The 25,623-nt window shown below is 71.5% G+C and carries 25 protein-coding genes; 14 read left to right on the plus strand and 11 right to left on the minus strand.

Annotated elements, in window-relative coordinates; translation table 11 throughout:
* The first annotated feature begins 49 nt into the window (after positions 1–49).
* Positions 50–1,252 carry an acetyl-CoA C-acetyltransferase gene (locus tag IEZ01_RS14345; protein ID WP_189201971.1) on the plus strand — a complete coding sequence of 401 codons (1,203 nt, stop codon included), beginning with the start codon at positions 50–52 and terminating at the stop codon, positions 1,250–1,252.
* Positions 1,253–1,275: 23 nt separating this feature from the next.
* Positions 1,276–2,232, plus strand: a complete 957-nt coding sequence (gene meaB / locus IEZ01_RS14350) for a methylmalonyl Co-A mutase-associated GTPase MeaB (protein WP_019889536.1) — start codon at positions 1,276–1,278, stop codon at positions 2,230–2,232.
* A 31-nt stretch (positions 2,233–2,263) separates the two neighbouring features.
* Here the strand turns inward: meaB and IEZ01_RS14355 are convergent, their stop codons facing one another.
* The 4 genes from IEZ01_RS14355 to IEZ01_RS14370 all read right to left on the minus strand — a co-directional run bounded on the left by IEZ01_RS14355 (position 2,264) and on the right by IEZ01_RS14370 (position 4,993).
* Positions 2,264–2,767 carry a MarR family winged helix-turn-helix transcriptional regulator gene (locus IEZ01_RS14355; protein ID WP_019889537.1) on the minus strand — a complete coding sequence of 168 codons (504 nt, stop codon included), beginning with the start codon at positions 2,765–2,767 and terminating at the stop codon, positions 2,264–2,266.
* Between the two features lie 155 nt (positions 2,768–2,922).
* The gene (locus tag IEZ01_RS14360; protein WP_028797988.1) at positions 2,923–3,708 is read right to left on the minus strand and encodes an AIM24 family protein; all 786 of its coding nucleotides are present in this window, start codon (positions 3,706–3,708) and stop codon (positions 2,923–2,925) included.
* Entirely contained in the window at positions 3,705–4,355 is a 651-nt protein-coding gene (locus IEZ01_RS14365) for an AIM24 family protein (protein ID WP_019889539.1), read from the minus strand. The genes IEZ01_RS14360 and IEZ01_RS14365 overlap by 4 nt, the downstream gene beginning before the upstream one ends.
* Positions 4,355–4,993 (minus strand): AIM24 family protein, encoded by a 639-nt coding sequence (locus tag IEZ01_RS14370; protein ID WP_028797989.1) that lies wholly within the window; start codon positions 4,991–4,993, stop codon positions 4,355–4,357. Before IEZ01_RS14370 ends, IEZ01_RS14365 begins: the two co-directional genes overlap by 1 nt.
* 140 nt (positions 4,994–5,133) lie before the next feature.
* On the opposite strand from IEZ01_RS14370, the gene IEZ01_RS14375 reads away from it, so the two are divergent.
* Both IEZ01_RS14375 and IEZ01_RS14380 read left to right on the plus strand, forming a co-directional pair.
* Complete coding sequence (locus IEZ01_RS14375; protein ID WP_019889542.1) at positions 5,134–5,478, plus strand: DUF3817 domain-containing protein; 345 nt, start codon at positions 5,134–5,136, stop codon at positions 5,476–5,478.
* On the plus strand, positions 5,475–5,768 hold the full coding sequence (locus IEZ01_RS14380) for an MTH1187 family thiamine-binding protein (protein ID WP_019889543.1): 294 nt from the start codon (positions 5,475–5,477) through the stop codon (positions 5,766–5,768). The genes IEZ01_RS14375 and IEZ01_RS14380 overlap by 4 nt, the downstream gene beginning before the upstream one ends.
* Positions 5,769–6,012: 244 nt before the next feature.
* Here IEZ01_RS14380 and IEZ01_RS14385 read toward each other — a convergent pair whose 3' ends face one another.
* Positions 6,013–7,005 carry an ArsR/SmtB family transcription factor gene (locus IEZ01_RS14385; RefSeq protein WP_028798363.1) on the minus strand — a complete coding sequence of 331 codons (993 nt, stop codon included), beginning with the start codon at positions 7,003–7,005 and terminating at the stop codon, positions 6,013–6,015.
* Positions 7,006–7,359: 354 nt separating this feature from the next.
* On the opposite strand from IEZ01_RS14385, the gene IEZ01_RS14390 reads away from it, so the two are divergent.
* The 4 genes from IEZ01_RS14390 (at position 7,360) to icmA (ending at position 11,227) form a co-directional block, all read left to right on the plus strand.
* On the plus strand, positions 7,360–8,550 hold the full coding sequence (locus IEZ01_RS14390) for an MFS transporter (protein ID WP_019889545.1): 1,191 nt from the start codon (positions 7,360–7,362) through the stop codon (positions 8,548–8,550).
* Between the two features lie 9 nt (positions 8,551–8,559).
* The gene (locus IEZ01_RS14395; protein ID WP_019889547.1) at positions 8,560–9,069 is read left to right on the plus strand and encodes a MarR family winged helix-turn-helix transcriptional regulator; all 510 of its coding nucleotides are present in this window, start codon (positions 8,560–8,562) and stop codon (positions 9,067–9,069) included.
* Between the two features lie 51 nt (positions 9,070–9,120).
* On the plus strand, positions 9,121–9,453 hold the full coding sequence (locus IEZ01_RS14400; protein WP_028797990.1) for a DUF3817 domain-containing protein: 333 nt from the start codon (positions 9,121–9,123) through the stop codon (positions 9,451–9,453).
* Positions 9,454–9,526: 73 nt separating this feature from the next.
* On the plus strand, positions 9,527–11,227 hold the full coding sequence (icmA, locus tag IEZ01_RS14405) for a coenzyme B12-dependent isobutyryl-CoA mutase large subunit (protein ID WP_019889549.1): 1,701 nt from the start codon (positions 9,527–9,529) through the stop codon (positions 11,225–11,227).
* Positions 11,228–11,291: 64 nt separating this feature from the next.
* Here icmA and IEZ01_RS14410 read toward each other — a convergent pair whose 3' ends face one another.
* The gene (locus IEZ01_RS14410; RefSeq protein WP_189201973.1) at positions 11,292–12,704 is read right to left on the minus strand and encodes a sensor histidine kinase; all 1,413 of its coding nucleotides are present in this window, start codon (positions 12,702–12,704) and stop codon (positions 11,292–11,294) included.
* A complete protein-coding gene (locus tag IEZ01_RS14415) occupies positions 12,701–13,387 on the minus strand; it encodes a response regulator transcription factor (protein WP_019889552.1) in 687 nt (228 codons plus the stop codon). The genes IEZ01_RS14410 and IEZ01_RS14415 overlap by 4 nt, the downstream gene beginning before the upstream one ends.
* A 64-nt stretch (positions 13,388–13,451) precedes the next feature.
* Between IEZ01_RS14415 and IEZ01_RS14420 the strand changes: the two genes are divergently transcribed.
* Together IEZ01_RS14420 and IEZ01_RS14425 are read left to right on the plus strand one after the other, a co-directional pair.
* Entirely contained in the window at positions 13,452–14,573 is a 1,122-nt protein-coding gene (locus tag IEZ01_RS14420; RefSeq protein ID WP_028797991.1) for a UDP-N-acetylglucosamine--N-acetylmuramyl-(pentapeptide) pyrophosphoryl-undecaprenol N-acetylglucosamine transferase, read from the plus strand.
* Entirely contained in the window at positions 14,570–15,559 is a 990-nt protein-coding gene (locus IEZ01_RS14425) for a GDP-mannose 4,6-dehydratase (protein ID WP_019889554.1), read from the plus strand. The genes IEZ01_RS14420 and IEZ01_RS14425 overlap by 4 nt, the downstream gene beginning before the upstream one ends.
* A gap of 31 nt (positions 15,560–15,590) precedes the next feature.
* Here the strand turns inward: IEZ01_RS14425 and IEZ01_RS14430 are convergent, their stop codons facing one another.
* Entirely contained in the window at positions 15,591–16,220 is a 630-nt protein-coding gene (locus IEZ01_RS14430) for a TetR/AcrR family transcriptional regulator (protein WP_019889555.1), read from the minus strand.
* Between the two features lie 230 nt (positions 16,221–16,450).
* On the opposite strand from IEZ01_RS14430, the gene IEZ01_RS14435 reads away from it, so the two are divergent.
* The 4 genes from IEZ01_RS14435 (at position 16,451) to IEZ01_RS14450 (ending at position 20,606) form a co-directional block, all read left to right on the plus strand.
* On the plus strand, positions 16,451–17,416 hold the full coding sequence (locus IEZ01_RS14435; RefSeq protein ID WP_078513413.1) for a tetratricopeptide repeat protein: 966 nt from the start codon (positions 16,451–16,453) through the stop codon (positions 17,414–17,416).
* A gap of 603 nt (positions 17,417–18,019) precedes the next feature.
* The gene (locus IEZ01_RS14440) at positions 18,020–18,661 is read left to right on the plus strand and encodes a DUF6230 family protein (protein WP_019889557.1); all 642 of its coding nucleotides are present in this window, start codon (positions 18,020–18,022) and stop codon (positions 18,659–18,661) included.
* A gap of 108 nt (positions 18,662–18,769) precedes the next feature.
* Positions 18,770–19,318 carry a DUF6114 domain-containing protein gene (locus IEZ01_RS14445; RefSeq protein WP_019889558.1) on the plus strand — a complete coding sequence of 183 codons (549 nt, stop codon included), beginning with the start codon at positions 18,770–18,772 and terminating at the stop codon, positions 19,316–19,318.
* Entirely contained in the window at positions 19,308–20,606 is a 1,299-nt protein-coding gene (locus IEZ01_RS14450; protein WP_028797992.1) for a hypothetical protein, read from the plus strand. The genes IEZ01_RS14445 and IEZ01_RS14450 overlap by 11 nt, the downstream gene beginning before the upstream one ends.
* Positions 20,607–20,708: 102 nt before the next feature.
* Here the strand turns inward: IEZ01_RS14450 and pyk are convergent, their stop codons facing one another.
* The 3 genes from pyk to pta all read right to left on the minus strand — a co-directional run bounded on the left by pyk (position 20,709) and on the right by pta (position 25,548).
* Entirely contained in the window at positions 20,709–22,148 is a 1,440-nt protein-coding gene (gene pyk, locus IEZ01_RS14455; protein WP_028797993.1) for a pyruvate kinase, read from the minus strand.
* Between the two features lie 74 nt (positions 22,149–22,222).
* Entirely contained in the window at positions 22,223–23,470 is a 1,248-nt protein-coding gene (locus IEZ01_RS14460; RefSeq protein ID WP_019889562.1) for an acetate kinase, read from the minus strand.
* Positions 23,467–25,548: a phosphate acetyltransferase gene (pta, locus tag IEZ01_RS14465; RefSeq protein WP_019889563.1), complete on the minus strand. Its 2,082-nt coding sequence runs from the start codon at positions 25,546–25,548 to the stop codon at positions 23,467–23,469. Before pta ends, IEZ01_RS14460 begins: the two co-directional genes overlap by 4 nt.
* Between the last annotated feature and the right edge of the window lie 75 nt (positions 25,549–25,623).

Consider the following 25,623-nt stretch of genomic DNA (forward strand, 5'->3'; position numbering starts at 1 on the left):
TACATTGAGGTAAACCCTCGTTCACTCCTCATCCAAGGGGCCGTGCCTCATGTCTGGAACGACCGGTACCACTTCAGTGATCGTCGCGGGCGCCCGGACGCCCATGGGCCGTCTGCTCGGCTCGCTCAAGTCCTTCTCCGGCGCGGACCTCGGCGGTTTCGCCATCAAGGCCGCGCTCGACCGGGCCGGCATCAGCGGCGATCAGGTGCAGTACGTGATCATGGGCCAGGTGCTCCAGGCGGGTGCCGGCCAGATCCCCGCCCGCCAGGCCGCCGTCAAGGCGGGCATCCCCATGAACGTCCCCGCGCTGACGATCAACAAGGTCTGTCTGTCCGGTCTGGACGCGATCGCCCTGGCGGACCAGCTGATCCGCGCGGGTGAGTTCGACATCGTGGTCGCCGGCGGCCAGGAGTCGATGACCAACGCCCCCCACCTGCTGCCCAAGTCCCGGGACGGCTTCAAGTACGGCGCGATCGAGATGCTCGACGCGATGGCGTACGACGGTCTGACCGACCCCTTCGAGACGATCGCCATGGGCGAGTCCACGGAGAAGCACAACACCCGCCTCGGCATCGCCCGCGCGGACCAGGACGAGATCGGCGCGCTGTCGCACCAGCGCGCGGCCGCCGCGCAGAAGAACGGCATCTTCGAGGCCGAGATCACCCCGGTCGAGATCCCGCAGCGCAAGGGCGAGCCCGTCGTCTTCGCCAAGGACGAGGGCATCCGCGCCGAGACCACCGTCGAGTCCCTCGGCAAGCTGCGTCCGGCGTTCGCCAAGGACGGCACGATCACCGCCGGCACGTCCTCGCAGATCTCGGACGGCGCCGCGGCCGTCGTGGTCATGAGCAAGGCCAAGGCCGAGGAGCTCGGCCTGGACTGGATCGCCGAGATCGGCGCCCACGGCAATGTCGCGGGCCCGGACAATTCCCTCCAGTCCCAGCCCTCCAACGCCATCCAGCAGGCCCTGAAGAAGGAGGGCCTGAGCGTCGACGACCTCGACCTCATCGAGATCAACGAGGCCTTCGCCGCGGTCGCCGTCCAGTCAATGAAGGACCTGGGCGTTACCCCGGAAAAGGTGAATGTCAACGGTGGCGCGATCGCGCTGGGGCACCCCATCGGCATGTCCGGCGCGCGGGTCGTCCTCCACCTGGCGCTTGAGCTGAAGCGGCGCGGTGGCGGGGTCGGCGCGGCCGCCCTGTGCGGAGGCGGCGGCCAGGGCGACGCCCTGATCGTGCGCGTGCCGGGTAAGTAAGACTCGACGAACGGAGCTGCGTGATGGTGGACGTCCCCCAGCTGGTCGCCCAGGCACGGGAAGGCCGGCCACGGGCCGTGGCCCGGCTGATCTCACTCGTGGAGGGGGCGTCCCCGCAGCTGCGTGAGGTGATGGCGGCGCTGGCCCCGCTGACCGGCGGGGCGTACGTGGTGGGCCTGACCGGCTCACCCGGCGTCGGCAAGTCCACGTCGACGTCCGCGCTGGTCTCCGCCTACCGGCGGGCCGGCAAGCGGGTCGGCGTGCTCGCCGTGGACCCCTCGTCGCCGTTCAGCGGCGGCGCGCTCCTCGGCGACCGGGTGCGCATGTCGGAGCACGCCTCCGACCCGGGCGTCTACATCCGGTCCATGGCCACCCGCGGCCACCTCGGCGGCCTCGCCTGGGCGGCGCCCCAGGCCATCCGCGTCCTGGACGCGGCCGGCTGCGAGGTGATCCTCGTCGAGACGGTGGGTGTGGGCCAGTCGGAGGTCGAGATCGCCTCCCAGGCCGACACCTCCGTCGTGCTGCTCGCGCCGGGCATGGGCGACGGAATCCAGGCCGCGAAGGCGGGCATCCTGGAGATCGGCGACGTGTACGTGGTCAACAAGGCCGACCGGGACGGCGCCGACGCCACCGCCCGCGAGCTCAACCACATGCTCGGCCTCGGCGAATCCCGGGGGCCCGGCGACTGGCGGCCGCCGATCGTGAAGACGGTCGCCGCCCGCGCGGAGGGCATCGACGAGGTCGTCGAGGCCCTGGAGAAGCACCGCGCCTGGATGGAGGAGCGGGGCGTACTCGCCGACCGCCGCCGGGCGCGCTCGGCGCGCGAGGTCGAGACCATCGCCGTCACGGCCCTGCGCGAGCGGATCGGCGACCTCCACGGCGACCGGCGCCTGGACGCGCTGGCGGAACGCATCGTCGCGGGCGAACTCGACCCGTACGCGGCCGCCGACGAACTGGTGCACACACTGACGAACGGCTGAGATGCGGCCGGCCGCCGTCGGCTCGGGCCGGTTACGGCTTGCCGCGGCGGCCGCGCAGGTGGTCGGCGACCGGGGAAAGTGACTCGCGTAGATCCGCGAGGGCCTCGGGCGACAGCAGGTCGATGAAGTGCTTGCGGACGGACTCCACGTGGTGCGGCGCGACCTTGCGCATGGTGTCCATGCCGTGGTCGGTGAGGACGGCGTACAGCCCGCGCCGGTCGGACTCGCAGTTCTCGCGGCGGACCAGGCCCGCGTTCTCCATACGGGTGATCTGGTGCGAGAGCCGGCTCTTGGACTGGAGCGTCGCCGCCGCGAGGTCGCTCATGCGCAGGCGGCGCTCGGCCGACTCCGAGAGATTCACCAGGATCTCGTAGTCGTTGATGGTCAGGCCGAACGGCTGGAGGTCCTTCTCCAACTGGTACGTCAGCATCCTGTTGACGTCCAGATAGGTGCGCCAGGCACACTGCTCGGCGTCGCTCAGCCAGCGGGTCCCCTCGGCGGCGCTCTGAGGGAGGGTGGCGGTCTCGGTCTCCATATATGGATTCTACCTAAGAAGTTGAATACTGGACGAAGTTGGGGAGTGTGACGCCGGATACGAGTCGGCGCGCCCGCGCGTTCGACTGGCGGTCCCCCGGGTCCCGCACACAAAGGCGCAGACGTTCGAGGGCGTCACACTCCGCAGACTACCGGCTACAGCCCGAAGCGGCGCTGGAGGTCTCCGAGCTGTCCGGGAAGGCGCGGTACCGAACCGGCCGAACCATGGCCAAATCCGGCTCCACCCTGGCCTCCGGGCACCCCCGGCTCATGTGGCACGGCGCCCGTCGGCTGCTCCGCCATCAGCGTCTCCGTCGACTGGAGCAGGACCGTACCCGCCCCCACGAACTCGAACTGGTGCTCCTCGCCGGAGACGCCGCCCAGGCCCGTCAGCGCCCGCAGACCGCCCATCACGCCGGTCATGTACCCGTGGTCGTAGTGGTGGCACGGCGAAGGGCAGTCCGCCCAGCCCACCAGCGCCTGCGGATCCACCCGCAGCGGCGGCTCCATGAACACCACCGGACCGTTCGACGCCGCCACGAACTTCCCCGTGCCGATCAGCGTCACGAACCCCGGCACGATCGACTGCTTCAGCGCCAGCGACGGCTGGTAGGCCAGCAGATTGCCGGAGCGGATGGTCAGATTGCCCTCGTCCAGGTCGAACGAGTTCACGTCGAAGGCCCGGTCCGCCAGCAGCATCTTGCCGCTGCCCTCGGCCACCACCCAGTCGCTCGCATGCAGCGGCGAATGGAAGCTGGTGCGCAGCAGCCGCTCGAAGCGGCCATGGCCGATGCCGTTGAACTCGATCTGCCCGTAGTAGGCGATCATCTTGCCCTTCTGCAGGAACCACTGGGAGCCCTTGAGCTCCACGCAGAAGGTGTACGGACTGACGTTGTCGTCCGACGGCAAGGTGTGGGGGTCGAAAACCACAGGGGCGCTCACAGCTTCTCCTCCGACGCCTGGACGTACACCGCACCACTGCCGCTCAGCTCCAGCTGGAACGCCTCGCCCGAGCCGCGCCCCACCATGTCGCGCCAGCCCAGCGCGGTGGAGAGCTTGTTGCGTACGTCGCCGTGGTGGGCCACATACGCCTGCGGGTCCACATGGACCGCCCGGCCCGGGGTGACCGGCAGCTCGATCACTCCGCCGTGGGCCATCACCGCCACCGCGCCATGACCCTTCAGGGTCGTGGTGAACAGCCCCTGACCGGTCACCTGGCCGCGCACCATGCCCATGACGCCGCCCTGGGCGCCCATGAACATCGTGCCCTGCTCCAGGGACCCGTCGAAGGCGAGCAGCCGGTCCGCCTCGACGTACAGGGTGTCGCCGGTCAGCTGGATCACCTGGATGTGGTGACCGCCGTGACCGAACATGACCGTGCCGTTTCCCTCGACGGTCATCAGCGGGGTCGCCTCACCGGCCACCCGGCGGCCGATCATCGACATCACGCCGCCCTGGCCGCCGGCGATGTTCGGCGTGAAAGTGACGTCGCCGCGGTAGGCGAGCATCGCCCCGCGCTGACTGAACATCCGCTGCCCCGGCACGACCTGGGCCTCGACCATCTTCGAATTGATCTCGCGGAACGGCATCAGATGTCACCCCCCACCGTGTTGCGCTCGCTCGGCTGCACGTACACGATCCCGTCGCCCTCGAAGCGGATCTGGAACGCCTCGCCGCCGCCCTCGCCCATCAACGTGCGGAAGGTCACACCGGACTGGAAGCTCTGCTGGAGGTTGCCCTGGTGGGCGATGTACGCGCCGGGGTCGACGGAGAGCGGGTACTGCGGGGTCACCCGCAGCACCACCGCCGGGCCGTGGGACATGATCGCGGCCTGGCCGCTGCCCTCGACGGTGGTGGTGAACAGGCCGTTGCCGGTCGCCCCGCCGCGCAGCCCGGTGAAGCTCGTGCCCGTACGCAGGCCGCCGTCGGTGCAGAGCAGGTTGCTCGCCTCGACGTACAGCTTGTCGCCGTGCAGCGAGACCAGGTTGATCTCGGAGGCCCGGTCGGCGAAGTAGCAGGTGCCCTGCCCCTTCACCTCCATCACGGTCATCTGCTCGCCGGTGAGCCGGCGGGTGACCATGCCGCGGATGCCCTCACCGCCGCCGGACATCTTCTTGAACGCCATCTGGCCGTCGTAGGCGACCATCGAGCCGTTCTTGGCCTTGACGGTGTCGCCGGTCATGTCGACGGCGAGCACTTTGCTGCCTTGGAGTCGAAACGTTGCCACGGGGTGACGTTACTTGCAGGTGGCGCTCCCCGACAGGGTCCAAGGCCCCGGTCAAAGTCCCGGTAAAGGCAACTGCCACAATAGGTGCGCTTGTGCATCCATTCACAAGATCACCGGCCCCTCCCACCGAAGGTGACCCCGTGGACATCAAGACCGCCTCCTCCCTCCACCGACTCCGACTCGTCTCCGCCCCGGAGGCCGTCTCCTTCCTGCTCCTGCTGGTCTGCTCGGTGCTCAAGCGCACGACCGACTTCAACGCCGTGCCGGTGATGGGCGCGATCCACGGCATCCTCTTCATCCTGTACGTGCTCTTCTGGCTGGACGCCTGGAACCGCACGAAGTGGCAGTTCAAGACCGCCGCGCTCTACTTCGTCCTCTCCGTGCTGCCGCTCGGCGGCTTCTTCGCCGACCGCAAGCTCAAGCGCGAGGCCGAGAACGCCGTCATCGCCTCCCGCGCCCGCCGCGAGGGCACGGTGAACGCGTGATCGTCGCCTTCTCCGTCACCCCGCTGGGCGTCGGCGAAGAGGTCGGCGAGTACGTCGCCGACGCCGTCCGGGTCGTCCGCGAATCCGGGCTGCCGAACCACACGGACGCGATGTTCACCTCCGTCGAGGGTGACTGGGACGAGGTCATGGACGTCGTCAAGCGCGCCGTCGCCGCCGTCGAGGCGCGCGCCCCGCGGGTCTCGCTCGTACTCAAGGCAGACGTGCGCCCCGGTGTCACCGACGGACTCACCAGCAAGGTCCAGACCGTGGAGCGGCACCTGTCCGCCTGACGGCGCACGGCCCACCCGCACAACCCGCGGGTGACACCCGAATGCCTCGAAGCCCCCGGCCACCGCGGCGGGGGCTTCGCCGTCGCTCGCTCGGTCTGCTCCCGTCGCAGCGCCGGCTCCCTGTCCGCCTCCGTGCCTGCGCAGCCGGCGAGCAGCGCGCAGGACACGACCGGCGCGGTGAGTACGCGGACGAGTCCGCCATGTCTGCGGCCGGGCATCCAGCCCCCTCGGGCGACGGTGGACGTCAGTCGGCGCCGGGCCGCGACACCGCGATGCCCAGCGGGGTGCGTTCATACAGCACCTGATGTCCGTGGCGGCGCGAGACCAGCAGCCCGGCGCCCCGCAGTACGGACAGATGCGCCGACACCGACGACGCCGCCAGGCCCAGCCGGTGCGCCAGCGCCGTCGTGCTCGCGGGCTCGTCCAGCGCGCACAGCACATCCGCCCGGGCCCGCCCCAGCAGCTTGGCGAGCGCGTCCGGGGTGCGGCTGCCGCGCTCGGCCCACAGCCCGCCGATGCCGCGCGCCGGATACACCACGGTCGGCTGCCACGGCGGGTCGAAACCGCTGACCACATCCGGCCAGACGAACACGGACGGCATCAGCACCAGCCCCTGCCCGTCGAGCGTACGGGTGTGCTCCTCGCGGTAGTCGATGGTGAGCCGGGCCGAGGACCGGTCCCAGGAGACGCGGGGGCTCAGCTCACCGAGCAGCGTCTCCAGACCGGCGTCCGCGAGCCGCCGGGAGTGGAACGCCACGTCGGCCTCCAGCAGGGCACGAAGCCGCGGCCACTCGGGCGCCACGAGCGCCTCCCAGGCCTGCTCCAGCAGCCCGGCCAGCTCCCGCACGGCCCGCGCCGGATCGTCGAGCATCGCCCGCCCGGCCTCGCTGCCGGCGGCACCGGGCGTATCGGCGAGCGCCCGCGCCATCTCCTCACGGGCGGCGGCCGGATCCGTCGCCCGCACGGCCGCGATCTCCTCCTCGAACGAGGCGGCGGGCCCCAGCGGCGGCGGAAACAGGCAGTCGGGGGAGTGCCCGTGCCGGGGCATCAACAGCTGCAGCGCCCGGAGATCCAGCCGCCCGGCCGCCTCCTTGATCCGCCGCAGCCACGGCAGGTGGTACCCGTGCTGCCCGGGCCGCGCGAGGGTACGCACGGCGGCGTGGGTCTCCCAGAGGGGCGAGACGGCGAACCGGCAGCGGAGCAGGTCGGTGTCGCTGAAGTGGAGATGATGCGGGATGACGCCCCCAGGATTCGGCTGGAGCCGAAAGTCTAGGGGGGAGGGATGGGCGCGGCGAGTGTGGACGCCATGTCCACACCTCCACCGCGCGGCGAAGCAGCGAGCCCGGCGGGCGCCAGCCCCGGCCCGACGGCCTCGGGCCTGGGCCCCGAACCGTCGACCCCCGATCTGAGGCCGAACCGGGCGGCCACGGGCCGGGAGTCGTGCCGAGCGGCCAAGGGCCGGAGGCCCGAAGCGGCGGCCAGGGGCGCCGGGGCGGGCCCGGGAGCCTCGGACCCCGGCCCGCGTCCGGTGACCGCCTCCGGCCCCGGCCCCCGTTCCGGCGGATCCGGCGCGTCTCCCGGATACCGGGCCGTGTTCCGGGTGCGGGAGTTTCGGGTCGTCTTTGCCGCGCATACGCTGTCGCTGCTCGGGATCGCCGTCAGTGAGGTCGCCCTCACCGTCCTCGTCTACGACCTCACCCGCTCCCCGCTGCTCAGCTCGCTCACCTTCGCCCTCGGGTTCCTGCCCTACCTGCTCGGCGGCACCCTGCTCGCCGGGGTCGCCGACCGGTACCCGGCCCGGCGCGTGCTCGTCGTCTGTGACCTCGTGTGTGCCGGGTGCGTCGCGGTGATGGTGCTGCCCGGCACGCCTGTCGCCGGGCTGCTCGTCCTGCGGTGCGCGACCGCATTCGTCGCGCCCGTCTTCAGCGGCACCCGCCTCGCCACCCTCGCCGACATCCTCGGTGACGAGGACCTCTACGTCCTCGGCCGCTCCCTCCTCCGGATCGTCTCCCAGGGCGCCCTCCTCGCCGGGTTCGCCGCCGGCGGCCTGCTGCTCTCCGTCGTCGCCCCGCGCGCCGCGATCGGGATCACCGCGGTCACCTTCGTCGCCTCCGCGCTGCTGCTGCGGTACGGAACCCGGCACCGGCCCGCCCGGGCCCGTACCGGCGCCGCGACCCGGCGCGGCAACCTCGCCGTCCTGCGGCACCGCCGGATCCGCGCGCTCCTGCTGCTGTTCTGGGTGCCGCCGATGTTCGCCGTCGTGCCCGAGGCGCTCGCCGCCCCGTACGCCGACTCCGTCGGCGCCTCCGCCGCCGCCCTCGGCGTCCTCATGTGCGCGCTGCCCGTCGGCACCATCGCCGGGGAACTGTTCGCGGGATCGCTGCTCGGCCCCGCGGCCCGCGCCCGGCTCGTGCTGCCCCTGGCCGCCGTAGGGCTGCTGCCCTACCTGCTGTACGCGCTCCACCCCGGGATCACCCTCACCGTCCTCGCGCTCGCCCTGGCCGGCGCCACCGGCGCGTACACCCTCGGCCTGGACGGCTGGTTCGTCGCGGCCGTCCCCGAGGAGCTGCGCGGCCGGGCGATGACGCTGCTCTCGGCGGGGACGATGACCGTCCAGGGCGTCGGCATGGCCGCGGCCGGGGCCGCCGCCGAGTTCTTCGCCGTCCACACCGTGGTGACCGGCGCCGGGGTCGTCGGCACCGCCGTCGTCCTCGCCCTCGTCCTTGAAGTCCGCAGGACCGAAGAACGAGACGGGGCTGACCAGCATGTGACCAGTCGGTAAGGTCGTGCCGTGCCGAAACCGCTCAGCCTCCCCTTCGACCCGATCGCCCGCGCGGACGAGCTCTGGCAGAACCGCTGGGGCCCCGTGCCGTCGATGGCCGCGATCACCTCGATCATGCGCGCCCACCAGATCCTGCTCGCCGAGGTCGACGCGGTCGTCAAGCCGTACGGACTGACCTTCGCCCGCTACGAGGCGCTGGTCCTGCTCACCTTCTCCAAGGCCGGTGAGCTGCCGATGTCCAAGATCGGCGAGCGGCTGATGGTCCACCCCACGTCGGTGACGAACACCGTCGACCGGCTGGTGCGGTCCGGCCTGGTCTCCAAGCGCCCCAACCCCAACGACGGGCGCGGCACGCTGGCCTCCATCACGGACAAGGGCCGCGAGGTGGTCGAGGCGGCCACCCGCGACCTGATGGAGATGGACTTCGGGCTCGGGGTGTACGACGCGGAGGAGTGCGCCGAGATCTTCGCCCTCCTGCGCCCCCTGCGGGTCGCGGCGCACGATTTCGACGAGGGGTAGCCCCCCGGCCCCCGCGAAGATCGCCCGGAACGGCCCGTTACGCTCGATGCCATGAAAAAGAGCGTGCTGACCCGCTACCGGGTCATGGCCCTGGTGACCGCCGTGATGCTGCTGGTGCTCTGCACCTGCATGGTTTTCAAGTACGGCTTCGACACGGGCGAGGATGTGACCTTCGCGGTCTCCCAGGCCCACGGCGTGCTCTACATCATCTACCTGATCTTCGCCTTCGACCTGGGCTCCAAGGCGAAGTGGCCGTTCGGCAAGCTCCTGTGGATCCTGCTCTCCGGGACGATTCCTTTCGCCGCTTTCTTCGTCGAGCGCAAGGTCGTCCGCGAGACGCTTCCGCTGGTCAGCGGCGCGGAGCCGGCTCCCGCCAAGGCCTGACCCCAAGCCTCCGCACAAATGTGCGGAGGCTTCCCATCGACATTTACTAGGACGTCCTAGTAAATTCGAGGGTATGGACGCTGACGCCATCGAGGAGGGCCGCCGACGCTGGCAGGCCCGTTACGACGCGGCCCGCAAGCGCGACGCCGACTTCACCACGCTCTCCGGTGATCCCGTGGAGCCGGTCTACGGGCCCCGGCCCGGTGACACCTACGAGGGCTTCGAGCGGATCGGCTGGCCCGGTGAGTACCCCTTCACCCGCGGCCTCCACCCGACCGGCTACCGCGGCCGCACCTGGACGATCCGGCAGTTCGCCGGGTTCGGCAACGCCGAGCAGACCAACGAGCGGTACAAGATGATCCTGGCGGCCGGCGGTGGCGGGCTCTCCGTCGCCTTCGACATGCCGACGCTCATGGGCCGCGACTCCGACGACCCCCGCTCCCTCGGCGAGGTCGGCCACTGCGGCGTCGCCATCGACTCCGCAGCCGACATGGAGGTCCTCTTCAAGGACATCCCGCTCGGCGACGTCACGACTTCCATGACCATCAGCGGGCCCGCCGTGCCCGTCTTCTGCATGTACCTGGTCGCCGCCGAGCGCCAGGGTGTCGACCCGGGCGTCCTCAACGGCACGCTCCAGACCGACATCTTCAAGGAGTACATCGCGCAGAAGGAGTGGCTCTTCCAGCCCGAGCCCCATCTGCGTCTGATCGGCGACCTGATGGAGCACTGCGCCTCCGCCATCCCCGCCTACAAGCCGCTCTCCGTCTCCGGCTACCACATCCGCGAGGCCGGTGCGACGGCCGCGCAGGAGCTCGCGTACACCCTCGCCGACGGCTTCGGCTACGTCGAGCTCGGCCTCTCCCGCGGCCTGGACGTCGACGTCTTCGCGCCCGGCCTCTCCTTCTTCTTCGACGCGCACCTCGACTTCTTCGAGGAGATCGCCAAGTTCCGCGCCGCCCGCCGGATCTGGGCGCGCTGGATGAAGGAGGTGTACGGCGCCAAGACCGACAAGGCCCAGTGGCTGCGCTTCCACACCCAGACCGCCGGTGTCTCGCTCACCGCCCAGCAGCCGTACAACAACGTGGTCCGCACCGCCGTCGAGGCGCTCGCGGCCGTCCTCGGCGGCACCAACTCCCTGCACACCAACGCCCTCGACGAGACCCTCGCGCTCCCCAGCGAGCAGGCGGCCGAGATCGCGCTGCGGACCCAGCAGGTCCTGATGGAGGAGACCGGCGTCGCCAACGTCGCCGACCCGCTGGGCGGCGCCTGGTACGTCGAGCAGCTCACCGACCGGATCGAGGCCGAGGCCGAGAAGATCTTCGACCAGATCAAGGAGCGGGGCCTGCGCGCCCACCCGGACGGCAAGCACCCGATCGGGCCGATCACCTCCGGCATCCTGCGCGGTATCGAGGACGGCTGGTTCACCGGAGAGATCGCCGAGTCCGCCTTCCGCTACCAGCAGTCGCTGGAGAAGGGCGACAAGCGGGTCGTCGGCGTCAACGTCCACCACGGCTCGGTCACCGGCGACCTGGAGATCCTGCGGGTCAGCCACGAGGTCGAGTGGGAGCAGGTCCGGGTACTCGGCGAGCGCAAGGGCCGCCGGGACGACGCCAAGGTGCGCGCCTCGCTGGAGGCGATGCTGACGGCGGCCCGGGACGGCTCCAACATGATCGCGCCGATGCTGGACGCCGTACGGGCGGAGGCCACCCTCGGCGAGATCTGCGACGCGCTGCGGGACGAGTGGGGCACGTACACCGAGCCCCCAGGCTTCTAGCCCCCGTCATGAGAACGCGGGAGGCGGCGCCCCATCCCCCCGGCGCCGCCTCGCGCCTCCCGCCTCACGCCTCCCCTCCCGCCGGACGTTTCGCGCCCGGCGGGAGCGGGAGGCGGAACAGCGCCCCGCCGCCCGGGGCGTTCTCGGCCGTCAGGTCCGTGGCGTGGGCGCGGGCGATCTGGCGGGCCATGGCGAGGCCCAGGCCCGAGCCGGGCAGGGCGCGGGCCGACTCGGCGCGGTAGAAGCGGTCGAAGACGTACGGCAAGTCCTCCGGCGCGATTCCGGGGCCGTGGTCCCGTACCGTCAGCGCCCGGGGCGTCAGCTCGACCTCGACCGGCCCGCCCGGCGGGCTGAACTTGGCGGCGTTGTCGAGCAGATTGGTCAGCAGCCGCGAGAGTCTGGCCGGCACCCCCGGCATCGTCAGCTCCGCCGCTTCCTCCTCGACCAGGGTCCGGAACTCCACGCCGGGCCAGTGCGCCCGGGCGGACGCCACCGCGTACGCGAGCAGCGCCGCCGGCCGTACGTCCTCCACCAGCGGCTGCGGCTCCTCGTCCCTCGCCAGTTCGATCAGGTCGTTGACCAGGCCCGTCACCTCCCGCAGCTGCCGGCCGAGCGCCGCCGACGCTCGCTCGCGCCGCGCCGGGTCGAGCCGGTCCGCCCGGGCCAGCAGCTCCGCGTTGGTGCGCAGCGCCGTCAGCGGGGTGCGCAGTTCGTGCGAGGCGTCCGCCACCAGCCGCCGCTGTGCGGTGACCGACTGCTCCAGCTCACCCAGCATCGTGTTGAACGTCGCGGCCAGCCGGGTCACCTCGTCCTCGCGGCCCGGCGGGCCCGGCGGCAGTTCGATGCGGTGGCGCGGGTCCCGGGTCGCGGCGATCCGCTCGGCCGTCGCGGTCAGCCGGGCCACCGGCGCAAGTCCTGTCCGGGACACCGCGTAGCCGAGCCCGGCGGCGAGCAGCACCCCGGCGCCGCCGACCAGCGCGAGCAGGCCCGCCGCCTGCCGTACGCCCTGCTCGACCGTGTCCGCCCGCAGCGCGACCTGAAGCGCCTTCCCCTTGCCGAACGGCGTGGTCAGCATCCGGCCGGGCCGGCCGTCCAGGGTGATGTCGCGGTAGTACGGGGCCCGCTGCCCGGCCGCCACCTCGCGCACCGGCTCCGAGACCGGCAGCAGGTACGGCTCCGCCGGGTCGGCGGCCGGGTCCGCGGGAACGATCTGGGCGCAGGCGGGGGCGGACAGGAACCGGCACTCCCCGGCGAGGACGCCGGGCGCCGCGCCTCGGTTCTGCTGGGTGGCCAGGGTCGCCGACTGGGTGAGGTTCAGTTGGAGCTGGTGGTACAGCTCGTAGCGGATCACGGCGAACGCCGCCGCGCACACCCCCACCGCGACCAGCGCGACGGCCGTCGACGCGGCGACGGCGAGCCGGGTGCGCAGCGGCCGGTACCGCCGCCACCTGGCGCCCAGCCGGCGCCGGGCGCTCACGACTCGTCCAGCCGGTAGCCGACGCCGTGCACGGTGTGGACCAGCCTGGGTTCGCCGCCCGCCTCCAGCTTGCGGCGCAGGTATCCGACGTAGACGGCGAGGGAGTTGGAGTCCGGGCCGAAGTCCTGGCCCCACACCCGCTCCAGGATCAGCTCCCGGGGCAGCACCTGGCGCGGATGGCGCAGCAGCAGGTCCAGCAGCGCGAACTCGGTACGGCTGAACTCCAGCGGACGGCCGCCCCGGCTGCCGGTCCTCGTCTCCGGATCCACCAGCAGGTCCGCGAACCCGAGCGCCACCGGCTCGTGCGGGCCGGGCGCCGTCCGGCGCAGCAGCGCCCGCAGCCGCGCGGTCAGTTCGTCGAGCGCGAACGGCTTCACCAGATAGTCGTCCGCGCCCGCGTCCAGGCCGTCGACGCGCTCGCTCACCGAGCCGAGCGCGGTCAGCACGATCACCGGTGTCCGGTCGTCGAGGGCGCGCAGGCGGCGGCAGACGGCGAGCCCGTCCAGTACGGGCATCATCACGTCGAGGACGATCGCGTCCGGCTGCCAGTCGGCCACGGCGGAGAGCGCGGCCAGCCCGTCGGCGGCGCCGCGCACCTCGTACCCCTCCACCGCCAGGCCGTCCTCCAGGGCGGCCCGGACCTCCGGCTCGTCGTCGACCACCAGGATCTTCGCTGCGCTCATGGGCCCAGCCTGCCAAAGCGGTCTCTTAGAACCCTCTTAGACCGCCCCGGGACCGTGCCGTGCCATGCGCACTCCACTGTCAGTCGTGATCGGGGCGGGAGGCACGGGTGGCCACATCTATCCCGGGCTCGCCCTCGCCGACGCCCTGCGCCGGGCCGCGCCCGGCGCCGTCATCTCCTTCGTCGGGACCCGCCGGGGCCTGGAGACCGAGCTGATACCGGCCGCCGGGTACCCGCTGCACACCGTCGACATGATCCCCTTCGACCCGGCGCTCGGCGCCCGGCGCTACCTCCTGCCCGCCGCCCTGCTGAAGTCGGCCGCCCAGTGCCGGACCGTCCTGCGTGACCAGGGCGCGCAGGTGGCGGTCGGCATGGGCGGCTACCCCAGCGCACCGGTCGTCCTCGGCGCCCGGACGGCCGGCCTGCCGTGTCTGATCCACGAGTCCAACGCCGTACCGGGCCGGGCCAACCAGTTCGCCGCCCGCCTCACCCCGCACATCGCCGTCGCCTTCGACACCGGCCACCTCCCCGGCGCCGTCACCACCGGCATGCCGATCGCCGCCTCCCTGGCCGCCCTCGACCGGGAGGCGCTGCGCCCGGCCGCCCGGCGGGAGCTGCAGGTCCCCGACGGGGCACGGCTCGTGCTGTTCAACGGCGGCAGCCTGGGCGCCGCCCGGCTCACCGAGGCGGCGCTCGGGCTCGCCGAGCGCTGGCGCCACCGGCGCGACGTCCATCTCCTCGTCAAGACCGGACCGGCCGCCCTCGACGCGACCCGGCGCGCGCTCGACGGCAACCCGGTCGCCCGCGCGGTCCGCTACCTGGACCGGATGGACCTGGCCTACGCAGCCGCCGACCTCGTGGTCTGCCGGGCCGGTTCGGCGACCGTCGCCGAGCTGGCGACCACCGGCGTCCCCGCCGTCCTGGTGCCGTACCCGCACGCACCCGGCGACCACCAGACCCACAACGCCCGGGTCCTCACCGACGCCGGCGCGGGACTGCTCCTGGCCGACGCCGACACCACCGCGGACCGGCTCGCCGCGCTCGTCGAGCCGCTGCTCGCCGACCCGGCCCGGCTCGCCGCGATGAGCGGCGCCGCCACCCCCGGCCCGCACGCCCGCGCCGCCGACCTGCTCGCCGAGCGGGTCCTCGCCCTCGCTTCCCGCACCGCCAAGGAGTACGCACGATGACCACGACGAACTGGAACGACCGCACCGTCCTCGTCACCGGGGCGGAGGGTTTCATCGGCTCCACCCTGGTGGACCTGCTCGTCGAACGGGGCGCCCGGGTGCGGGCGTTCGTCCACTACAAGCCGTACGGCGACAAGGGCAATCTGGCGCACCGCCGGGACGACGTGGAGCTGATCGCCGGTGACGTGCGCGACCCGGGGCGGGTGGCGGACGCCGTCGCCGGCTGCGACACCGTCTTCCACCTGGCCGCCCTGATCGGCATCCCGTACAGCTACGACTCGCCCGGCGCGTATGTGCAGACCAATGTCGTCGGTACGGAGAACGTCGCCGAGGCCTGCCGCCGCCATCAGGTGCGCCGCCTCGTCCACACCTCCACCAGCGAGGTGTACGGCACGGCCCGCACCGCCCCGATCGGCGAGGACCACCCGCTCCAGCCGCAGTCGCCGTACTCCGCCTCGAAGATCGGCGCCGACATGATGGCGCTGTCCCACTGGCACGCCTTCGAACTGCCGGTGACCGTGGTCCGTCCCTTCAACACCTACGGACCGCGCCAGTCGGCCCGTGCGGTGATCCCCACGATCCTCGCCCAACTGCACGCCGGAGCACGGCAGATCAAACTCGGTTCGCTGACGCCCACGCGCGACTTCACGTATGTCACCGACACCGCGCGGGGGTTCCTGGCGGCGGCGGAGTGCGACCGGGCGCTCGGTCAGGTCGTCAACCTCGGTTCGGGGCAGGAGATCGCCGTCGGTGAGCTGGCGCGCAAGCTGATCGAGGCCTCGGGGCGGGACGCCGAGGTCGTGGTCGACCCGGCCCGGCTGCGGCCCGCCGGGAGCGAGGTGGAGCGGCTGCTGTCGGACAACGGCCGGGCGCGCGCCTGGACCGGCTGGCGGCCGGAGGTGCCGCTGGAGGAGGGGCTGAAGCTCACCTCGGAGTGGATCGCGGAGCACCTCGGTCTCTTCGCGGCCGACCGCTACCAGGTCTGAGCGACCTGCCGGCTCCCGGCGCCCGCGGCCGTCACGAGGCGGCCGCGGCGGCGCCGAGGCCGCCGATGAGCAGCGCCGTGAAGCGCTGGACCCAGGCCTCGTCGACCGGTTCCGCGCTCACCAGCGCCCGGTGCACCACCGCGCCCGCGATCACGTCGAAGATCAGGTCGTCGGTGGCGTCCGTGGCGAGCGGGTCGCGGCCGGCGGGGAGTTCGCCGCGGGCCTGGGCGCGCTGGCGGCCCTCCAGGACGAGCCGCTTCTGCCGGTCCACGATCGAGAGCCTGATCCGCTCGCGCAGCGGCTGGTCGCGGGTGGACTCGGCGACCACCGCCATGAGGGCCGTGCGGGTCTCCGGCCGCTCGAGCAGCGCCGCGAATTGCAGGACCACATGCTCGATGTCGGCCTGGAGGCTGCCGAGATCGGGCAGTTCGAGTTCGTCGAAGAGCACGGCGACGGCGTCGACGACGAGTTCGTTCTTGCCGGCCCAGCGCCGGTAGAGGGTCGTCTTGGCGACCTTGGCGCGGCTGGCCACGTCGCCCATCGTCAGCTTCGACCAGCCCAGCTCGACCAGGGCCGCCCTGGTCGCCTCCAGGATGGCGGCGTCCGCCTCCAGGGAGCGGGGGCGTCCGGTACGGCTGCGGGACGTGGTGCGGCTACACATGACGGTTGACCATACCGGCGAGTAGGTAACGCGCCAGGGGGGCGGTGCTGTGAGCCAGTTCACCCCTTCGAGTCCGGACGGCCGGCGGGCGATCCAGTTACGCTACGACCCGTAGCGAAAGGCCTGAGCGGCCCCAGCGACAACCACTGGCGCCAGGTGGGGACCCGGCGCCGACCACGAGGTGGCAAGAGGCTTACCGGTTACGCGCGCGGAAGGGGGAGGATGTACGTATGCAGCCTAGGAACATGTCCATGAGCGGCGTCGTCGACCTCGCCGCGGTGAAGGCGGCCGGAGAGGCCAAGGCCAAGGCGGAGGAGGCCCGCGCCGAGGCCGCCCGGCGGGGCGGCTCCGCGGCCGTCGCGCCCTCCGCGCTGGTGATCGATGTCGACGAGGCCGGCTTCGAGCGTGATGTCCTGCAGCGCTCCACCGAGGTGCCGGTCGTCATCGACTTCTGGGCCGAGTGGTGCGAGCCCTGCAAGCAGCTCGGCCCGCTCCTCGAGCGGCTCGCCACTGAATACAACGGCCGGTTCGTGCTCGCCAAGGTCGATGTCGACGCGAACCAGATGCTGATGCAGCAGTTCGGGATCCAGGGGATCCCGGCCGTCTTCGCGGTCGTCGCCGGTCAGGCGCTGCCGCTCTTCCAGGGCGCCGCCCCGGAGGCCCAGATCAGGGCCACCCTCGACCAGCTGATCCAGGTCGGCGAGGAGCGCTTCGGCCTCACCGGCATCACGGTCGACCAGAACGCCGACCCGTCGGCCCCGGCCCCCGCGCCCGTGGGCCCGTACGACGCGCTGCTCGAGGCGGCCGTCCAGGCGCTGGACGCCGGTGACCTCGGCGGCGCGGTGCAGGCGTACAAGAACGTGCTGGCCGACGACCCCGGCAACACCGAGGCGAAGCTCGGCCTGGCCCAGGCCGAACTGCTCCGCCGGGTGCAGGAGATGGACCCCCAGCAGGTCCGCAAGAACGCGGCCGAGAACCCGGCCGACGTCCCCGCGCAGATCGCCGCGGCCGACCTGGATCTGGTCGGCGGGCATGTCGAGGACGCCTTCGGGCGGCTGGTGGACGCGGTGCGGCGCACGGCAGGCGAGGACCGGGACGCGGCGCGGCTGAGGCTGCTCGAACTCTTCGAGGTCATCGGCCCGGACGACCCCAGGGTGACCGCGGCGCGGCAGGCCCTGGCACGGGTGCTCTTCTGAGTCCGGACCCGAGCCGGGACCTGAGCCCCTGACCCACCCCGCACGCCGCCGATTTGGCGACACAGCGACATGACGCGGCCGCGTTTTGCCAAAACTTGGCAAACGCGGCCGCTGTTACTCGGAGTAAATCGGCCGATTGTTTCTGTCCGGGTATTTCCGGCCATCTCCTTCTAAGTCGCATGCACCGGTGGCACCCTGTGTGGCCGGGCGACATCGCCCTGTCGTGGCGTGGTTATGCACCCGTTACTAGCCAGTAACGAACCCCTTGTGCCCCGGCCGGTAATGGACCACGATCGGCGACGCTCGGTCCAATACCGCACCAGCCCGGCAACCGGCGGGATGAGCGGCGAGGGTCCCCACCGAGCCGGCCGGCGGCAGTGACGCCGGCCGTGGACAGGGGGGTTCCTGCTGACCGGCAGGGCCTGTCCAGCAGGTCGCGCGAAGGCGTGATCAGTGGTTGTCGCTCGGGGGTGATCGCCGGTGATTCGGACGCACCTCGCGCCTGGAGTACGGCGCTCTCCTTCCCGAGGACGTAGCACTTCTCCCATCCCAGGACGGGCCCTGGCCCATCCGGAGATGTACGTCCGAGAAGGAGGAATTCTCATGAAGTCCCAGGTTCGTGGCGGGACCAGATGGAAGCGCTTCGCGCTTGTCATGGTGCCGAGCGTGGCCGCGACGGCCGCGATAGGCGTCGGCCTGGCGCAGGGCGCCCTGGCCGCGTCGTTCAGCATCTCCGGCCAGGAGTTCAAGGTTAAGGCGAAGTCCCTCGAGGGCAACGACTTCGTCCAGTACGGCAGCTACGTCGGTGGCAAGGACCTCAAGGGCAAGACCTTCCACGAGCCCGTGGCCGTGTCGGGCTTCAGCGAGGCCTGGATCACCGACATGTGCCAGTCCGTCGTGACGCCGGACGTGCCGTTCATCGGCAACGTCAGCCTTGAGCTGCGCGCCGGTACGGGCAAGGAAAAGGTCTACGCGAAGGACATCTACCTCGATGTCTCCTCGCTGAAGGCCGACGCCGAGTTCTCGAACATCGACATCGGCGTCGCCGCCGGTGCCCTGAAGAACCCGGGCATCCAGCCCAACACCGAGGACAAGGTCCACCCGTACGGCTTCGCGCAGCGCGCCAAGGGCGCGAAGCTGTCGAACGTCGAGCAGAAGGCCTGGGCGACCACCGCCGGCACCTTCAAGCTGCCCGACCTGAGCCTCAAGCTGCACAAGGGCACCAAGGAGTGCTTCTCCGAGTAGTACGCGCCGGGCGGGTGGGGCCGTGATCACCGCTGCCCCGCCCGCCGGGTCGAATGACTACATTCACCACCTTTTCTCAGCAACACCGCTTCCAGGGAGCTGTTTTCCATGAGCGCCGAGTCCACTGGTTCCCGCGGATTCACCTACTGGCGGCTGCGTTTCCGTACCTGGCGGGGCAACCGCCCGTTCTGGGGCGGGCTGCTCACCATGCTCGGCGGCGTACCCATCGCCTATCTGCCGTACGCCGACATGCGACTCGGCAACATGACGATCGCGATGGCCACGACCGCGGGCGCCGGATCGCTGATCATCGGTGTCCTGCTCGTCACGCTCGGTCTGACGATGTGGTTCCAGGCCGCCGTCCGGGTCTTCGCGGGTGTCGCCGCGATCGTCCTGGCGCTGGTCTCGATCCCGGTCGCCAACATCGGCGGGTTCGTCGTCGGCTTCCTGCTGGCGCTGATCGGCGGCGGGCTCTCCGTGGCCTGGGCGCCCGGAGCCGAGCCGGATCAGGCCGCGGCGGCCTCGGTGCCGGAGCAGCGCACCGACGAGGAGCCGTACGCCGTCGCCACCGCGGGCCCGGCCGAGACCGCGAACGAGAACGCGAACGTCCCCGAAACGACGATCGACGCCAACGGCGGGAGGAACAGTGCGGGGTGACGAGATACAGCCGGCGGCTGGGGGCGACGCTGCTGAGGTAAGAAGAGGGCCGCGCCACGCGGCCCCGCGCAAGTCGCTGCTGACGAAGATCCAGGGGCCGGCCGGCAAGGCGATGGCCCTGGCGGCGATGCCGACCGCCGTCTTCGTGGGCCTCGGCCTGACTCCCAAGCTCGCACTCGCGGACGAGAAGGACATCCCCTTCGCCCCCGGTCCCTGTGTGACCCGCTCCGACGCGCCGGTGGAGCCCGAGGAGTCCAAGAGCCCGGAGAAGAAGGAAGAGTCCGCGAAGCCGACGGCCGAGCCGAGCCCGAGCGCGTCGGCGGGCCAGGGCGACGGCGACAAGGACGAGCGGCCCACGCCGTCCGCGAGCCCCTCCGCGAGCCCGAGTTCCTCGCCTCCGGCCACCGCGCCGCAGGCCGGTACGCCGGACAAGGCGCCGCGCGCCACCCCCACCCCGACGAAGACGGTCAACCCGCTGGACCCGCTGGGTGTCGGCGACAAGATCAAGGACCTCTTCGACGGCCCCGACAAGCCCTCGCCCACCCCCACGCCCACCGCGACGACGGCCTCGCCGACCGCGAAGCCGAAGCCGAAGCCGAGCGTGACCCCGACCGTCCCGGTCCCGTCCGCCAAACCGCCCACCGCTCCGTCCGCCGGCCCCGTCGACCGAACGAAGGAAGCGATCAAGGAGGCCGCCGAAAAGGCCGGCGCCAAGGTCGAGGAACTTCCGGAGAGCGCCAAGGGCCTCGACCCCAAGAAGGACGAGGACATCCCCGAGGGCGCCCAGGGCGAGAAGCCGCGCTTCCCGTGCCCCACCCCGGACCCCGAGGCGCTCGCCAACGCAAAGCTGGAGCCCGGAATCCCGCTGCTGCCGGACGAGCCCTGGCGGCTGGAGAGCACCAGGCTCACGCTGAAGGGTCTCGACTACCACGGCATCGTCGAGGTGAAGACCGGCAGCGGCAAGATCAAGAAGGTGCTCAAGTTCACCGCGGACGAGGTCGACATCAAGGACCTGCACCAGCTGACGGTCCACTCGGAGGGCCTGACCGGCCACGTCCGCTCCGACCGCGGCAGGACGTCCACGATCACGGGCGGCACGGTGACGATGTACACGGAGGAGCTGAAGGGCAACCTCTTCGGCATCATCCCGATCACCTTCAGCCCCGAGAGCCCGCCCCCGCTCAACGTGCCACACGCCATGTTCACCAACGTCAAGGTGAAGCAGGCGGGCCAGTTCGGCGGCACGCTCAAGGTGCCCGGCCTGCGCAACACCATCGAGCGCGGCTGACGACCGCACCCCGCACCACCGGACGTACGACTTTCTCCGGGAGCCGCAGCACGACTGTGGGCCGCACCCCGATCGGGGGGCGGCCCACAGTCGTACGCGCGATCAGGCCTGGGGAGCCGGGGCGGCGCCGCCCAGGTGGTGGACCCGGACCATGTTGGTGGTGCCGGGCACGCCGGGGGGCGAACCCGCCGTGATGATCATGGTGTCGCCCTCGTTGTACCGCTGGAGCTTCAGCAGCGCCGCGTCGACCAGGTCGACCATGGCGTCGGTGGTCTCCACGAACGGCGCGAGGAAGGACTCCACGCCCCAGCTCAGGGTGAGCTGGTTGCGGGTCGACTCGTCGGTGGTGAAGGCGAGGATCGGCTGGGTCGCGCGGTAGCGCGAGAGCCGCCGGGCGGTGTCACCGGACTTGGTGAAGGCGACCAGCGCCTTGCCGTCCAGGAAGTCCGCGATCTCACAGGCCGCACGGGCGACCGAGCCGCCCTGCGTCCGCGGCTTCTTGCCGGGGACGAGGGGCTGCAGACCCTTGGAGAGCAGCTCCTCCTCGGCCGCGACGACGATCTTCGACATCGTCTTCACGGTCTCGATCGGGTACGCGCCGACGGAGGACTCCGCCGAGAGCATGACCGCGTCCGCGCCGTCCAGGATCGCGTTGGCCACGTCGGAGGCCTCGGCGCGGGTCGGACGGGAGTTGGTGATCATCGACTCCATCATCTGGGTCGCGACGATCACCGGCTTGGCGTTGCGCCGGCACATCTCCACCAGGCGCTTCTGCACCATGGGGACCTTCTCGAGCGGGTACTCGACGGCCAGGTCACCACGGGCCACCATGACCGCGTCGAACGCGGCGACCACGTCCGCCATGTTGGCGACCGCCTGCGGCTTCTCCACCTTGGCGATGACGGGGACCCGGCGGCCCTCCTCGTCCATCACCTTGTGGACGTCCTTGACGTCGTTGGCGTCCCGGACGAAGGAGAGCGCGACCATGTCGCAGCCCATCCGCAGGGCGAAGCGGAGGTCCTCGACGTCCTTCTCGGACAGGGCCGGGACGTTCACCGCCGCGCCGGGCAGGTTGATGCCCTTGTGGTCGGAGATGACACCGCCCTCGACGACGATCGTCTTGACCCGCGGCCCTTCGACCTCGACGACCCGCAGCTCGACGTTGCCGTCGTTGATCAGGACCTGGTCGCCCTTGGAGACGTCGCCGGGCAGGCCCTTGTAGGTCGTGCCGCAGATCGACTTGTCCCCGGGGACGTCCTCGGTGGTGATGGTGAACTCGTCACCGCGGACCAGCTCCACCGGCCCCTCGGCGAAGGTCTCCAGACGGATCTTGGGACCCTGCAGGTCGGCGAGGACGCCGACGGCACGGCCGGTGTCATCCACCGCCCGGCGGAGACGGTCGTACCGCTCCTGGTGCTCGGCCTGGGTTCCGTGGCTCATGTTGAAACGGGCCACGTTCATGCCGGCCTCGATGAGCGCTTTCAGCTGCTCGTAGGAGTCGACGGCGGGGCCCAACGTACAGACGATTTTGGAACGGCGCATGAGGCGGATCCTATCGGTTTGTTTCTACGCGGAATATTCCGTCTGGTGGAATGTACAAATGGGCGGGGCGGCGCTCAGGCGAGGCCGCCGACGGCGTCCTCTCCCGGCCCGGCCGCCACGAGCGCGAAGGTCTGGTTCGCGATCTCCAGCTCCTCGTCGGTCGGTACGACCGCCACCGCCACCCGCGCGTACTCCGGCGAGATCAGCCGCGGCTCGTCGGACCGTACGGCGTTGAGTCCACTGTCCACCGCCAGGCCCAGCTCCTCCAGACCCGCGATGGCAGCTTCCCGCACCGGGGCCGCGTTCTCACCGACACCCGCCGTGAACGCCACCGCGTCCACCCGCCCGAGCACCGCGTAGTACGCGCCGATGTACTTCCTCAGCCGGTGGACGTAGACGTCGAAGGCGAGCCGCGCCCGCTCGTCCCCCTCGTCGATCCGGCGGCGGATCTCCCGCATGTCGTTGTCTCCGCAGAGCCCGACCAGACCGCTCTTCTTGTTCAGCAGCACGTCGATCTCGTCGGTGCTCATCCCGGCGACCCGCTGGAGGTGGAAGGTCACCGCCGGGTCGATGTCCCCGGAGCGGGTGCCCATGACCAGGCCCTCCAGCGGGGTGAGCCCCATGGAGGTGTCCACACACCGACCGCCGCGCACGGCCGACGCGGAGGCCCCGTTGCCCAGGTGCAGCACGATCACGTTGACGTCCTCGGGCGCCTTGCCGAGCAGCGCGGCCGTCGCCCGCGAGACATAGGCGTGCGAGGTGCCGTGGAAGCCGTAGCGGCGGATGCGGTGCGCGTCCGCGGTCTCCACGTCGATCGCGTAGCGGGCGGCGTGCTCCGGCATCGTCGTGTGGAACGCCGTGTCGAAGACCGCGACCTGCGGCAGGTCCGGGCGCAGGGCCTGGGCCGTACGGATCCCGGTGATGTTCGCCGGGTTGTGCAGCGGAGCGACCGGCACCAGGCGCTCGATCTCCGCCAGCACCTCGTCCGTGACCACCGTCGGCGCGGTGAACCTCAGCCCGCCGTGCACCACCCGGTGGCCGATCGCGGCCAGTTCGGGGGAGTCCAGGCCGAGCCCGTCCGCCGACAGCTCCTCGGCGACCGCCTTCAGCGCCGCCGCGTGGTCGGCGATCGGAGCGTTCTTCTCCCGCTTCCCGGCCCCGTCGCCCTGGAGCGGGGTGTGCACCAGCCGGGAGGTCTCCTCGCCGATGCGCTCCACCAGGCCGACGGCGAGGCGCGAGCTGTCCGCCATGTCGAGCAGCTGGTACTTCACCGACGAGGAGCCGGAGTTGAGGACGAGGACACGGGACGGGTGGGCGGTCATGCGGGGAGCTCCTGACCCTGGGACTGGATGGCGGTGATGGCGACGGTGTTCACGATGTCGCTGACGAGCGCGCCGCGTGACAGGTCGTTGACCGGCTTGCGCAGGCCCTGGAGGACCGGTCCGACCGCGACCGCGCCGGCCGAACGCTGCACGGCCTTGTAGGTGTTGTTGCCGGTGTTGAGGTCCGGGAAGATCAGTACGGTCGCCTGGCCGGCCACCTCGGACTCCGGCAGCTTCGTCGCGGCGACGGACGGCTCGACGGCCGCGTCGTACTGGATCGGGCCCTCGATCTTGAGGTCGGGGCGGGCCGCGCGCACCAGCTTGGTCGCCGCGCGCACCTTGTCGACGTCCGCGCCGGAGCCGGAGGTGCCGGTGGAGTACGAGAGCATCGCGATCCGCGGCTCGACGCCGAACCTGGCCGCGGTGGCGGCGGACTGGATGGCGATGTCCGCGAGCTGCTCGGCGTTCGGGTCCGGGTTGACCGCGCAGTCGCCGTAGACGAGGACCCGGTCGGCCAGGCACATGAAGAAGACGGACGAGACGATCGAGGCTTCCGGCTTCGTCTTGATGATCTCGAAGGCGGGGCGGATGGTGGCCGCGGTGGAGTGGACCGATCCCGAGACCATGCCGTCGGCCAGACCCTCCTGGACCATCAGGGTGCCGAAGTAGTTGACGTCCGAGACGACGTCGTACGCCAGCTCCACCGACACGCCCTTGTGGGCGCGCAGCTTGGCGTAGCGCTCGGCGAACTCCTGGCGCAGCTCGGAGGTCTGCGGGTCGACGATCTGGCTGTCGCCGAGGTCGACGCCGAGGTCGGCGGCCTTCTTGCGGATGACCTCCACGTCGCCGAGCAGGGTCAGGTCGCAGACCCCGCGGCGGACCAGCACGTCGGCGGCGCGCAGCACCCGCTCCTCGCTGCCCTCGGGCAGGACCACCCGGCGGCGGTTGGCGCGGGCCTGCTCCAGCAGCTCGTGCTCGAACATCATCGGGGTGACGCGGCCGCTGCGGGCCACCGAGACGCGCCTCAGCAGATCGGCGGTGTCCACATGACGCTCGAACAGTCCGAGCGCGGTCTCCGCCTTGCGGGGCGTGGCGGCGTTCAACTTGCCTTCGAGGCCGAAGAGTTCGGCGGCGGTCGGGAAGCTGTTGCCGGCCACGGAGATGACCGGGGTGCCGGGGGCGAGCCGGGCGGCGAGGGTGAGGATCTCCTCGCTCGGGCGCTCGTTCAGGGTGAGCAGGACGCCGGCGATGGGCGGGGTGCCGGCCGAGTGCGCGGCCAGCGCGCCGACCACCAGGTCGGCGCGGTCGCCGGGGGTGACGACCATGCAGCCCGGCGTCAGGGCGCCGAGGAAGTTCGGCAGCATGGCGCCGCCGAAGACGAAGTCGAGGGCGTCCCGGGCGAGCCCGGAGTCGTCGCCGAGCAGGACCGTGCCGCCGAGCGCGTGGGTGATCTGGGAGACGGTCGGCGCGGCCAGCGCGGGCTCGTCGGGCAGGACGTAACAGGGGACGGGCAGCCGGGCGGCGAGCCGCTCCGCTATCGCCTCGCGGTCCTCGGCCGCGACCCGGTTCACCACCATCGCGAGCACGTCGCAGCCGAGCCCGTCGTAGGCCCGGAAGGCGTTGCGCGCCTCGGCCCGTACGGCATCGGCCGGCTGGCCCTTGCCGCCGACCACCGGGATCACCGAGGCGCCGAACTCGTTGGCGAGCCGGGCGTTGATCGCCAGCTCATCGGGGAGCTGGGTGGCGGCGAAGTCCGTGCCGAGGACGAGGACCACCTCGTACTCCCGCGCGACCCGGTGGAAACGGTCGACGAGCCGGGAGACCAGCTCGTCGGTGCCCTTCTCGGCCTGGAGGGCGGACGCCTCGTGGTAGTCCATGCCGTAGACCGTGGCCGCGTCCTGGGAGAGCCGGTAGCGGGCCCGCAGCAGGTCGAAGAGCCGGTCCGGACCGTCGTGCACGAGCGGGCGGAACACCCCCACCCGGTCCACCTGGCGGGTCAGGAGCTCCATGACTCCCAGCTCCACGACCTGGCGGCCGTCTCCGCGGTCGATCCCGGTCACGTACACGCTGCGCGTCACGCCGTCGTCTCCTGTCAAGCGAGTGCGGTGAGAAAACCTCGATAGGGTGGGATTGCCCTCTTGACAATACCTCTG

It is taken from the genome of Streptomyces purpureus (assembly GCF_014648195.1).
GTDB classification, from domain to species: domain Bacteria; phylum Actinomycetota; class Actinomycetes; order Streptomycetales; family Streptomycetaceae; genus Streptomyces; species Streptomyces purpureus.